The sequence below is a fragment of the Jezberella sp. genome, assembly GCF_964834465.1.
In genome coordinates this window covers 71,397-83,645 of sequence record NZ_CBAZRM010000008.1, presented here as the reverse complement: position 1 = coordinate 83,645, position 12,249 = coordinate 71,397, and the positions used below count along the sequence as shown (strand labels likewise).

Below are 12,249 nucleotides of genomic sequence, written 5' to 3'. Positions count from 1 at the left end.
ACCCATGAAAATCCAAACTGCTCTGATTTCCGTCTCCGACAAAACCGGTATCGTTGATTTCGCCAAAGAGCTCGCCCAAAGAGGTGTTCGACTACTGTCCACCGGGGGCACCGCCAAATTGTTGGCCGACGCTGGCCTAGCAGTCACCGAAGTTGCCAACCATACGGGCTCGCCCGAAATTTTGGACGGTCGCGTCAAAACACTGCATCCAAAAATTCACGGTGGTCTGCTTGCCAGACGCGATAGTGCCGAGCATTTGCGCACGATTAAAGCGCACAACATCGACGCAATCGATTTGCTGGTCGTCAATCTTTATCCGTTCAGAGAAACTGTCAGTCAGGTCGACTGCAGCTTCGCAGATGCGGTCGAGAATATCGATATCGGGGGGCCAGCCATGCTTCGCGCAGCGGCTAAAAATCACGGCACGCCTGACGGTGGCGTGACGGTCGTGATTGACCCAGCCGACTACCCAACCGTTCTCAAGGAAATGGATGGGCCTACTGGCGGCACCACCTTTGGTCTTCGTTTGTCGCTCGCCGCCAAAGTGTATGCGCATACCAGTGCTTACGACGGGGCGATCGCCGCTTACATGAGCAGCCTCGCCGAGGCAGAGCCAGCCCAAGATTTGCCACCCCAGCGTCATACTTGGCCAAATGTGCTAACCCTGCAGGTCTACCAGCAACAAGTCTTGCGCTACGGCGAAAACGCTCAGCAAATAGCCTCGTTCTACGTGGATCCCTTCTGTCCCCAGGGTCTGTTAGCTAATTTCAAGCAATTACAAGGTAAAGAGCTCTCGTTCAACAACATTGCAGACTCGGATGCGGCTTGGGATTGTGTTCGAAGTTTTGACGTACCGGCTTGTGTCATTGTCAAACATGCTAACCCTTGCGGTGTTGCGATTGCTTCATCACCGATGGAGGCTTATGCCAAGGCCCTCAAAACGGATCCCACCTCAGCGTTCGGCGGCATCATTGCGTTTAACCGGGTGGTCGATGCTGCAACGGCGGCTGCAGTGAGTGGTCAATTTCTCGAAGTCTTGTTGGCGCCCGGGTATGACGACGAGGCGCTGGCAATGTTGTCTGCCAAAAAGAACGTGCGCGTACTGACTGTCCCCATGGGTGACGGGCAAAACGACATTGATGTCAAACGCGTCGGCGGCGGCTGGTTGGTGCAAACACCCGACGCGGCGACCGTTGAAGCCTCAGGGTTGGTCATCGCATCAAAACGCCAACCGACAGCGGCACAGATGCAAGATTTGCTGTTCGCCTGGAAGGTCGCCAAATTTGTGAAATCCAATGCCATCGTTTTCGTGGGTGGCGGTATGACACTTGGCGTGGGTGCTGGTCAAATGAGCAGAGTTGACTCAGCCCGTATCGCATCGATCAAAGCTGAAAGCGCGGGGTTAACGCTGCAGGGGTCTGCAGTCGCATCCGACGCCTTCTTTCCTTTCCGTGACGGCTTAGATGTGGTGGTAAATGCTGGCGCCAACTGCGTGATTCAGCCAGGTGGGAGCATGCGCGACGACGAGGTCATTGCTGCGGCCAATGAGCACGACGTCGTCATGGTATTGACTGGTATGCGACACTTCCGTCATTAACTCGACACTGATACCAAGCTGATGCGAATATTGGGGGTTGATCCTGGTCTGCGACGCACAGGATTTGGCGTGATTGATGTGCGCGGCCCCAAGCTCACCTATGTGGCCAGCGGCACCATCGTTGTACCGAGTGATATTGCTTTACCGCTGCGGCTGAAAGTGATTCTGGACAATCTGCGCGAGGTTGCCCAGCAGCACGATCCAGATGTATCGGCCATGGAGATCGTCTTCATGAACACGAATCCCGCAACGACCCTATTGCTGGGGCAAGCGCGAGGCGCGGCGCTCTGTGCTTTGGCAGACCGTGGCTTAGCTGTTCATGAATACACTGCGTTACAAATTAAAAAATCTGTTGTCGGCGCCGGGCGAGCTGCCAAAGAGCAAGTGCAAATGATGGTGCAGCGGTTGCTTCACCTCGATGGGGTGCCTGCACCAGACTCAGCCGATGCCTTGGCTTGTGCCATTTGCCATGCCCACCTCGCACCGATTTCTGAAAAAATTGCTGAACTGAATTACCAAGCCCGCACTTCGCGCGGTAGAACCAAAGTTCGCGCCGGCCGGATGCTGGGCTAACGCCACAGGGATACACCATGATTGGACGTCTGACAGGCACTTTGTACGAGAAGTTACCCCCAAAAGTAGGGTTGGACGTCGGCGGCGTGGGATATGAACTGGATGTCTCAATGACGACTTTTTATGCCTTGCCCGAACTCGGACAGAAAGTGACCTTGTTGACGCATCTCGTGGTTCGCGAGGACGCTCATCTATTGTTTGGGTTCTCTAGTGCGCAAGAGCGTCAAACCTTTCGGGAAATTACCAAAGTCACAGGCATTGGGGCGAGGACAGCGCTCGCGGTCTTATCCGGGATGACCTCAGCAGAACTCGCACAGGCAATCACCAGGCAAGACACCGCGCCCTTGATACGGGTGCCGGGGATAGGTAAAAAAACGGCAGAGAGATTGTTGCTCGAAATGAAAGGCAAGCTAGGCGCTGATCTTGGGGCAGGGGTCACCGCCGTCGTAGGCCAACAGACGGATATCCTGCACGCCTTAACCGCCTTGGGCTATTCTGAGAAAGAAGCACTGCTAGCCACCAAGCATCTTCCAGAGGACGTCAGCGTCTCTGATGGTATCCGCCTCGCACTCAAAGGCATGGCTCGTTAAACCAGGGGTCTCGCCTATCGCGAATCCCCGCGTTGGCGCTTTACTTCAAATAATTCGGTGCGACCGACTCTAACGGCGTGGCGACAACCCCGAGCAACGGATCCATGCCATCTTTGCTGATATTGTCCACCCTTAAAGAATCTAAGTTATCGCGCGACATCAGGGGTGGGCCAGGTAAGCATTCGAAGAAAAACGCCTGCAAGCGACCGATAAACAAAGGCATGGGGATGACCACCCGAGGGTGGAGGCTCCATGTGGCAGCAAGGCTCACCAACTCACCCAAGGTGTAAACCTGTGGGCCAGCCAAGTCATAACATTGACCAAAGGTGTGAGGGTTTTGCAAAACATTGGCTATTGCCTGAGCAACATCATCAACGTAAACAGGTTGCAAACGAGCCGCTGAGCCTGCTAATGGTAATGCTGGAAACCATTTGGCCAGCGTTGCAAACATGTTCATGAATTGATCCCCCTCGCCAAACACGACAGAGGGACGCATGATGGTCCAGTGACCTTCTGGCCAACCCGCGAAGACTTCCATGATGGCCTTTTCGCCAGCCGCCTTTGATCGCAGATAGCCACTTGGCCCGGTCGGGCTAGCCCCCAGCGCGCTCACATGAACCAAGCGTTTCACGTTCGCCTGTTGGCAAGCCAGCGCAATGCGTCGCGGCAATTGAACATGCACAGCATCAAAATCTGCCCCATAAGGCTTGCCGGATCGACTGTGAAGAATACCGACAAGGTTGATCACGGCATCACAGCTTTGGATCAAGCCCAGTAACACCTTGTCGTCTTGAATATTGGCTTCTAATACGGTCGCAGTCGGGTAGACAAGCAAATGGCGGCCTTGCGCATAACGCCGCGTCGGAACGTGAACCGAATGACCATCAGCGACCAAGCGGCCCACCAACTGTCGACCAATAAACCCGGTCCCACCAATGACAAGCACGCGCATTTGCTACCCCTTCAGGCTTACCGGCTCTATCTAGGACGCCTGTGACAGAAAACCCGCATAAGCATTTAAATCGACATTACCGCCGCTTAGAATAACACCAACCTTTGAGCCCGCCGGGACTTTAAGTGCCCCGTGCATGATTGCTGCAGCAGCCAAGCAACCCGTCGGCTCGACCACCATCTTCATTCTTTCGCCAAAAAAACGCATCGTCTCGATCAATTGTGCATCACTGACCGTGAGCATGTCAGTCACCTTCTCTTTAATCACACCGAACGTCAATTGCCCAAGGTAAGTCGTCAAAGCACCGTCAGCAATCGACCGTGGCGCCGGGATTGTCACCACCTCGCCTTGCCGGAAAGACCGCTGCCCATCGTTACCCGCTTCTGGTTCAACCCCATAAATCTTGCATTGCGGGCTTAACGCGCGGGCTGAAAGTGCACAACCGGACAAAAGTCCACCACCACCGACGCACACGAGTAAATAATCCAATTCACCAACATCTTCGATCAGTTCTTTGGCTGCCGTGCCTTGGCCAGCAATGACATGCAAGTGGTCATAAGGCGGGATAATTGTCATCCCCGTTTTTTTCTGCATTTCATGCGCAATGTCATCGCGGTTTTGCGTATAACGATCATAGGTGACGACCGTGGCGCCATAAGCGATGGTCGCCGCCTTTTTAGCGGCAGGTGCATCTTCAGGCATGACAATGGTCGTTTTCACCCCGAGCAATTGACCCGACAGGGCAATGGCTTGTGCGTGGTTGCCCGATGAGTAAGTCAACACACCTTTGGCACGCTGTTCGCTTGTCAAGTTGGCAATCGCGTTATACCCTCCCCGAAACTTGAACGCCCCCATCCGCTGATAATTTTCAGCTTTAAAAAAAATCTTTGCCCCCGTTTGATTGTCTGCAGTTCGCGACGTCATCACTGGGGTGCGGTGGGCAACCCCTTCCAGAATGGCGGCAGCTTTAACAACATCGTCGAAGGTCGGCAAAATCAGTGGCATGGTTTCCTCAAGCATTAAATGGGATCAGTGGGATAGTGTACGATTCTTGCACGCGCAAACAAATTAAGCTTGGGGTTCGCCCTCTGCCGGACCGTATTGAACCGAGGTTCTATTTTTCATGGCAATACAATCAGATTCGCTGTCTTCGCACCCTGACAACAGTCGGATTGTGGCACCACAAACGTTGACCCCTCAAGAAGAGTCAATCGAACGAGCATTGCGCCCGCGGGCTCTGCAAGAATACGTTGGTCAGCAGAGAGTGCGCGAACAGCTTGAGATTTTTATTTCTGCCGCCCGCCACCGCAACGAATCACTCGACCACGTCTTGTTGTTTGGCCCGCCCGGGCTGGGTAAGACAACGCTGGCGCACATTGTGGCGTACGAAATGGGCGTCAATTTACGCCAGACCTCAGGGCCCGTCCTCGAACGACCAGGCGATCTGGCTGCGTTGCTGACCAACCTTGAGCGCAACGATGTGCTTTTTATTGACGAAATCCATCGCCTCTCACCCGTGGTCGAAGAAATCCTCTACCCTGCGTTAGAAGACTTTCAGATTGATATTTTGATCGGCGAGGGGCCCGCCGCACGCAGCGTGAAGCTTGATTTGCAACCCTTTACGCTCGTGGGTGCAACCACCCGAGCAGGGATGCTGACCAATCCGCTCAGAGACCGCTTTGGCATCGTCTCGAGACTCGAGTTTTATTCCCCTGAAGAATTGACACGGATCGTCACACGTAGCGCCAGCCTGCTACAAGCCCCCATCACGCCCGAAGGGGCCAGTGAAATTGCCAAACGAGCGCGAGGCACCCCTCGCATCGCGAATCGCCTCTTGCGACGGGTGAGGGACTATGCCCAAGTCAAGTCCGATGGCACCATTGACAATGACATCGCTGCACGCGCGCTCGTCATGCTCGAGGTCGATCCGCAGGGGCTTGACCTGATGGATCGTAAATTACTTGAAGCCATCGTTCACAAATTCGACGGTGGGCCAGTGGGTGTTGACAGCTTGGCCGCTGCCATTGGTGAGGCTCGTGACACCATCGAAGACGTGATTGAACCGTATTTGATCCAGCATGGTTATTTACAGCGCACGAACCGAGGCCGGATGGCGACATTGAGTACGTGGCGTCACCTCGGCCTGACTCCCCCTGCCGGACGGGCAGGGGAACAGCCGTCGTTACCAATCTAATGCCACGTTCAGTCGCTCAGGCCTCGTCAGCTGTTTCGCTGGCAATGCAACCAAGCAACATTTGACCGTAAGACTCCAGCTTTCGGGCGCCAACCCCAGTGATGTGCGATAGCGCCGTCAAGTCAACAGGACGGGCAATGGCTATCTCACGCAAGGTTGCGTCGTGAAAGATCACATAAGCTGGTACGCCATGACTACGAGCAATCTCAGCGCGCCATTGACGCAAGCGCTCATACAAAGCGATCGCCCGATTGGGTAAATCTGCATGGACAGGCTTTGCTCGGGGGGTGCTGCTTTTGCTTGACCGAACAGTCTCTCGGCGCAAAAGTAGCGTCTGTTCACCTTTGAGCACTCGCCTTGCTGCATCAGTGAGCGCGAGCGTGCCATAACCTTCGTGGTCGACCATTAAAAAACCTTGCGCTAGCAATTGCCTCAACACACTGCGCCAGTGCTGCTCTGACATGTCTTGACCAATCCCGAATACCGACAGAGAGGCATGATCTTGTTCGATGACTCTTGGCGTCTGCTTGCCTCGCAGGATGTCAATAAGATGCCCTGCCCCGTAACGTTGATGACGTTCATTCATCAACCTGAAAACAGCAGACAACAATTTTTGCGCGGCAACCGTCCCGTCCCAGGCGTCGGGTGGGGTCAGACAATTATCACAATTACCGCAAAAATCGATCGTTTGGCCAAAGTATTGCAACAGTCGTTGACGGCGACACCCGATCGCTTCGCAAAGACTCAACATCGCATCAAGTTGTTGCCCTAATCGACGCTTGAATACCTCGTCGCCCGTTGATTCGTCGATCATCCGACGTTGCTGCACCACATCCTGCAACCCGTAAGCCAGCCAAGCAGAAGCGCTCTGCCCGTCACGCCCCGCACGCCCGGTCTCTTGGTAATAGCCCTCGATGGATTTAGGCATATCCACGTGAGCAACAAACCTCACATCGGGTTTATCAATCCCCATGCCAAAGGCAATCGTGGCGACCATCACGATCCCGTCTTCCCGCAAAAATCGAGATTGGTTCTGCGACCTCAGCGCTGTGCTCAGGCCGGCATGATAAGCGAGCGCTGTGATGCCATGGGCACACAAAAACTCGGCCGTTTCTTCAACCTTGTTTCTCGACAGGCAGTAAACGATGCCCGCATCCCCTGCGTGTTCTTGTTGAATCAAGTGCAACAGCTGCTTGCGGGCATCTTGCTTCTCGACGATTTGATAGCGAATATTGGGTCGATCGAAACTCGAGACAAAATGCTCTGCTTCATCAAGCGCCAGACGCTGCGCAATTTCACGACGAGTGAATTCGGTCGCCGTCGCCGTCAACGCCACCCGAGGAACCAGAGGCCAGCGTTCATGCAGGATCGACAAGCCAAGGTACTCGGGACGAAAGTCGTGACCCCATTGAGACACGCAATGCGCCTCGTCAATGGCAAACAGGGCGATCGTCCCCCGCGAGAGCAAATCCAAGCAACGATCGGTGAGCAAGCGCTCAGGGGCCACATAAAGCAAATCAATCTCGCCATTCAAAAAGGCCTGTTCAACTTGCCTTGCGCTTTGCCAATCCTGCGTTGAATTGAGAAACGCGGCACGAACCCCGAGTTCTGTCAGCGCGTCGACCTGATCCTGCATCAATGCGATTAACGGCGAAAGAACCACCCCCACACCTGATCTAACGAGCGCAGGTATTTGATAACAAAGAGATTTACCGCCACCGGTTGGCATCAACACAAGGGCATCGCCCCCGCTTACCACGTGATCAATGATCGCGGCTTGCTCGCCACGAAAGGATTCATAACCGAAGACGCGCTGCAAGACGTCAAGCGCGCGGTGTTCTGACATTCGAGTAAAACCTGCTAAAAATGGTAAAGAGCCGCTAGTTTATGCCGCTGGCCGCTCGCAACGGTCTAGACAAGGTAAAAAAGTTTGCTTAGCTCGCAAAAAAATTCAGTAAGATGCTCAACTATGGAAGCACCAATAAAACTCTTAGTTGTAGATGATGACCCTGCCCTGCGCCAATTGCTGGCTGATTATCTCAACAAACAAGGCTTCGATACCCTGATTGCACCCGATGCAACTGATCTCGAGGCAAAAATCGGTCGTTTTGCCCCAGCGCTGATCGTGCTCGACCGGATGATGCCTGGTATCGACGGTCTTGCGGCGTGCAAGAGCCTACGCGATAAAGGCGAGGATATCCCGATCATTCTATTGACGGCCAAAGATGCCACCCATGAGAAGATTTTAGGCCTCAGAGCCGGTGCCGATGATTATCTGGGCAAACCATTTGACCCCCAAGAATTGCTCGCTCGTATCCACGCGGTTCTCAGACGTAAGCAGGGCCCTTCTGCCATCCATCAATACGATCCCGTCAGTTTTGGCGGGTTTTTGTTTGATTACGCCACGCGTCAATTGACGCGGGGTGACGAAATTGTCAAGCTGACAGGCGGTGAAATCAATTTGCTCGAAGCCTTGATAAAAAATGCTGGCAAAGCCTTGTCTCGCGAAAAATTATTGCTACTAGCGCGTGATGATGAAGGCGGTGAGCGCAATGACAGGGCCATCGATATTGCGATTTTGCGTCTACGCCGTGTCATTGAAATCGACCCGAAACAACCACGATGGATTCAGACCGTCTGGGGCACTGGGTACCGATTTTCGCCATGAAGTACTGGCATCGTTTGTTCATGCTTTCTTTGCGCAGCAGATTGATTTTGCTGGTATTACTGACGGCTCTTGCGATGCAAGCTGCCACCACGTTCTGGTTATATTTATATCGGCGTGACCACACCAGCAGCGTTGCCATGCAACTGCTATCAACTACGATTCATACGATTCAAGCTGCCATTGAAGAACTGCCCAGTGACAGGCGAATTGAATTCGTTGAACGCGCCTCTGGCGGCCAGTGGCAAATCATCAGTGGGCGATTGCCAGCCGAAGCGCGGTTGCAGCGCCACAACCAAACCGATCTGCTTGACGAGCCAACTGAGGCTATTGACAATGTGCGACTTAGCTTGAGAGAACTGGTGATCAAGTTGCAAGCCGAACTAAGCAAGGGGACTCGTGTCGCGTGGTCACACGGATCAGACGCCAAACTCTTTGTATCGATCAAAAATCAACAGGCGTTGAGTAATCACCCGATCAACCGAGATTGGCTCGTGATCCCCATACACTTAATCGATCCACCGGTTCATATTCGCTTGATCACCCTGTGGCTAACCGAGCTCATCCTGCTAACCCTTGTCGCGTTGTGGTTCTCCTGGCACATCACGCGACCGATTACGGCACTGATGGACGCAACAGATCAACTCGCGTCAGGGCGTCCTAGCCGCGTCATCCCAACCGGTCCTCGAGAAACACGCGTCTTAGGCGAGCGTTTCAACGGCATGCTGGATGCACTAGATGCCTCCGAATCCATCAAAAGAACTTTACTCGCTGGTCTACCGCACGACCTTAAGGGACCGATGACCCGCATGGGGTTGCGCATTGCGATATCGGATGACGAAGTCTTGAAAGAAGGCATCACAAACGATTTAGAAGATATGCAACGCATTGCCAACCAGTTTATCCAATACCTGCGAGGAACAGACGCGACGGCCTATGAGCGCGAGCCAATCCCCCTGGATCTTTGGATCAGCGAGAGAATCAGCAACTGGCAAAGCGCGGGAAGTGATGTTGTGTTGATCGGGAAACCGTTCAGCGGTTCAGTCATGGGAGACAGCTTAGCGTTGTCGCGCCTACTGGACAATCTGATTGATAATGGCTTGCACCACGGCCGTCCTCCTGTTTACGTCTCGTTAGTTTCGCAGACAGACTGTGCGGTCATTCGGGTCAGTGATCATGGTGAGGGGATACCAGCAGCTAAACATCAAGAGGCCATCGAGCCATTCACGCGTCTTGATCCGGCACGCACCCGAACTGGTAATGTGGGACTGGGCTTAGCCTTGGCCGTGATGATCACGAGAGCCCACGCAGGTACCCTGACGCTCGGTCAAAGTGCAACGGGCGGCCTGGAGGTTCAAGTGAGCCTGCCGCTTATGGTGCCCGGCCAAATAGCGATCGATAGCCCATCAAATTGAAAAGTAGCATAATCGGTACTGCAATGATCGTGATCATCAGAATCAATTTGAGTGATCCAACCGCCGCGGCCGCGTCCCAGATTGTCATGTTATCGAGAATCACAAACGGGAACATACTGTAAGCCAGACCACTCAGCAACAAAACAAATAGCAACACACACAGCGCGAAGGGTATCCAGGCAAGCGGTTGATACTTCATTTTGATCGCTCGAAGCAATCCCATGTCAATCCCAACGAAACAACTGAGCATGAGCAACCAGACCGGCATCGCCAAAAACAGTCGAGTCGGGTTGCTCCATTTGTAAAAAATAGCAGGATTGGCCAGACCTAACGCCACAGCCACGGCGACCATCCCTGCCGCGGCCCATCGGATCGCATGTCTCGCCCACGCAGCAGCCCGCTGTTGCAGCTCGCCCTGTAGGCGCATGACCATCCAGCAAGCCCCCAGTAAGGCATAACCGGCGACCGTGCACGCTGCAACAAACAAACTAAACCACGTTGAATCATTATCTTGCTGATAGCCTGTCACCACCGCAGCCAATAAAAGGCCGTGCCCGATCGCGGTTAACAAAGAGCCGAACCAGAATCGCCTTACCCAGGTCATTCGTCGTTCGGCGGGTGCACGCAGACGGAATTCAAACGCGACGCTGCGCAGACTCGTCCCTAGCATCGTGAACATGAGGGGGGTATACAAGTGGGACAGCACCGCTGACCACCCCAACGGAAACGCCGCCAAAAACAATCCTAGGGCCAGAATCAACCAAACTTCGTTCGCATCTCGCCACGGGCTCAATATCACCATCATCCGGGCCCGTTCAGCAGCAGGGGCCACCCCGAGCAACAACCCCAGGCCAATGTCAAAACCGTCAAACAGGACACCACCCAAGGTCAACAAAAAAAGCAGACCCATCAAGAGCAGAGGCATCCAGAAAGCGGAGTCCCCCGGTGCCATGCCCATCGCAGCGGCGAGCGTCGAAATCATGTTCTCACCCCGGGCTTACGAATGGGAACCACGCCAAAACGAGCGGCGTGCTTGAGCATGCTGACAAAACCAACCAATAACACCCCATAACAAAGCAGCAGAGCCAAGCAGCCAGTCGCAAGCGTCAAGGGCTCTGTGCTCGTTACCAAATCAACCTGCGATAGCGTGCCCCAAACCAGGTAGGGAAAACGACTCACCTCAATCAGGTTCCAGAGGGCCAGTAAAAGTCCAACGCCAGCCCAAGCAGCCCAGAACGCGGATTTAAGCAACAGAGGAGGATAGCTGGCAGGATCAGGCCCCTTGCTGCGGCGAAACCACGTTAAACCAAGCAAGACCATGGCAATCATGGCAAAACAGCACAGCGCGAACCGAGAGAACCAATATAGAACGCCAACGGGTGGTGATTGACCCTCCGTTGCTTCAATGCCCCTTAGGGTGCCGTCTGCATTTCGACCAAGCCACCGCGAGCTCAGCTGCGTGCTATTGGGCACTTGGTCGTCCCACACCCCCATCACCGCCGCTGCCGCGGCAGGCCGATACTTGGCAAAGAGAGCTTCAATCCCATTGGCGGCAAAAACAAGGACGACAAAACTGATCATGGCTAACCAGTAGGCGGTGGTGAATGTGGTTCGCTCACCGTCCTCGAGGGGCCGACGATAGGCCTGCCAGGCCGATACACCAATCAATAAAAACGCGGTCGCCAAAGCGGCCCCTGAAAAAAACATCAACACCTGCCAACCTGATGATGTGTTGAAGACCACTTCGACCCAATCAAACACCTGATAGCGGCCATCAATCAAGGTGGCACCATCTGGTGTGTGTGTCCAGGATTGCAACACCAGGCCCATCACGATGGTGCCGCTTAAGCCCAAGGCGACCATCAACACACTGAATAAATGACCGGCCTCAGAGGCCCGCTTCTGCCCAAACAGCATAACCCCCAGAAAGACGGATTTGATGATGAAGAAGGTCACAATACTGGCGGCCAGGATGGGACCCGCCACGTTGCCAACACGTTCAAGCAAACTTGGCCATAAGATGCCGAGCTCAAACACAAACGGCACCGCACACGCCATGGCCATGATCAGCGTCAAGGCGAAGATTCTCGCCCAGAAGCGATAGGCAGCCTGCCACCCCCCTTGCGGGTTCCGGATGGATCGCCAGCGCATGAAGCAAAGCACCCATCCCAACGCGGTGGCCAGCGCTGAGAACAAAACGAGAAAGTTCAGGCTGAGGGCAAATTGCGCCCGCGCCATCCAGAGTCCAGAAATTTCCATAGTC

General features: G+C 54.2%; 11 protein-coding genes. 6 read left to right on the top strand and 5 right to left on the bottom strand.

Going from position 1 to position 12,249, the window contains the following annotated elements; all coding sequences use genetic code 11:
* Window positions 1-4 precede the first annotated feature (4 nt).
* The 3 genes from purH to ruvA are packed head-to-tail and all read left to right on the top strand — an operon-like array spanning window position 5 to window position 2,760.
* Window positions 5-1,597 carry a bifunctional phosphoribosylaminoimidazolecarboxamide formyltransferase/IMP cyclohydrolase gene (gene purH, locus AC1W8Y_RS07780; RefSeq protein ID WP_482013905.1) on the top strand — a complete coding sequence of 531 codons (1,593 nt, stop codon included), beginning with the start codon at window positions 5-7 and terminating at the stop codon, window positions 1,595-1,597.
* A gap of 21 nt (window positions 1,598-1,618) precedes the next feature.
* On the top strand, window positions 1,619-2,170 hold the full coding sequence (ruvC, locus tag AC1W8Y_RS07775; RefSeq protein ID WP_482013904.1) for a crossover junction endodeoxyribonuclease RuvC: 552 nt from the start codon (window positions 1,619-1,621) through the stop codon (window positions 2,168-2,170).
* A gap of 17 nt (window positions 2,171-2,187) precedes the next feature.
* On the top strand, window positions 2,188-2,760 hold the full coding sequence (gene ruvA / locus AC1W8Y_RS07770; RefSeq protein WP_482013903.1) for a Holliday junction branch migration protein RuvA: 573 nt from the start codon (window positions 2,188-2,190) through the stop codon (window positions 2,758-2,760).
* A 40-nt stretch (window positions 2,761-2,800) separates the two neighbouring features.
* Here the strand turns inward: ruvA and AC1W8Y_RS07765 are convergent, their stop codons facing one another.
* On the bottom strand, window positions 2,801-3,712 hold the full coding sequence (locus tag AC1W8Y_RS07765; RefSeq protein ID WP_482013902.1) for a complex I NDUFA9 subunit family protein: 912 nt from the start codon (window positions 3,710-3,712) through the stop codon (window positions 2,801-2,803).
* 30 nt (window positions 3,713-3,742) lie between these two features.
* A complete protein-coding gene (locus tag AC1W8Y_RS07760) occupies window positions 3,743-4,732 on the bottom strand; it encodes a threo-3-hydroxy-L-aspartate ammonia-lyase (protein ID WP_482013901.1) in 990 nt (329 codons plus the stop codon).
* A gap of 103 nt (window positions 4,733-4,835) precedes the next feature.
* Between AC1W8Y_RS07760 and ruvB the strand changes: the two genes are divergently transcribed.
* Window positions 4,836-5,906 (top strand): Holliday junction branch migration DNA helicase RuvB, encoded by a 1,071-nt coding sequence (gene ruvB, locus AC1W8Y_RS07755; RefSeq protein ID WP_482013900.1) that lies wholly within the window; start codon window positions 4,836-4,838, stop codon window positions 5,904-5,906.
* Window positions 5,907-5,922: 16 nt separating this feature from the next.
* On the opposite strand, the gene recQ is transcribed toward ruvB, so the two are convergent.
* Window positions 5,923-7,752: a DNA helicase RecQ gene (gene recQ, locus AC1W8Y_RS07750; RefSeq protein WP_482013899.1), complete on the bottom strand. Its 1,830-nt coding sequence runs from the start codon at window positions 7,750-7,752 to the stop codon at window positions 5,923-5,925.
* 123 nt (window positions 7,753-7,875) lie between these two features.
* Between recQ and AC1W8Y_RS07745 the strand changes: the two genes are divergently transcribed.
* Both AC1W8Y_RS07745 and AC1W8Y_RS07740 read left to right on the top strand, forming a co-directional pair.
* A complete protein-coding gene (locus AC1W8Y_RS07745; RefSeq protein ID WP_482013898.1) occupies window positions 7,876-8,574 on the top strand; it encodes a response regulator in 699 nt (232 codons plus the stop codon).
* A complete protein-coding gene (locus AC1W8Y_RS07740; RefSeq protein WP_482013990.1) occupies window positions 8,571-9,986 on the top strand; it encodes an ATP-binding protein in 1,416 nt (471 codons plus the stop codon). Before AC1W8Y_RS07745 ends, AC1W8Y_RS07740 begins: the two co-directional genes overlap by 4 nt.
* Here AC1W8Y_RS07740 and AC1W8Y_RS07735 read toward each other — a convergent pair.
* Window positions 9,943-10,968, bottom strand: a complete 1,026-nt coding sequence (locus tag AC1W8Y_RS07735) for a cytochrome d ubiquinol oxidase subunit II (protein ID WP_482013897.1) — start codon at window positions 10,966-10,968, stop codon at window positions 9,943-9,945. The genes AC1W8Y_RS07740 and AC1W8Y_RS07735 overlap by 44 nt on opposite strands.
* Window positions 10,965-12,245, bottom strand: a complete 1,281-nt coding sequence (locus AC1W8Y_RS07730; protein WP_482013896.1) for a cytochrome ubiquinol oxidase subunit I — start codon at window positions 12,243-12,245, stop codon at window positions 10,965-10,967. The genes AC1W8Y_RS07735 and AC1W8Y_RS07730 overlap by 4 nt, the downstream gene beginning before the upstream one ends.
* Between the last annotated feature and the right edge of the window lie 4 nt (window positions 12,246-12,249).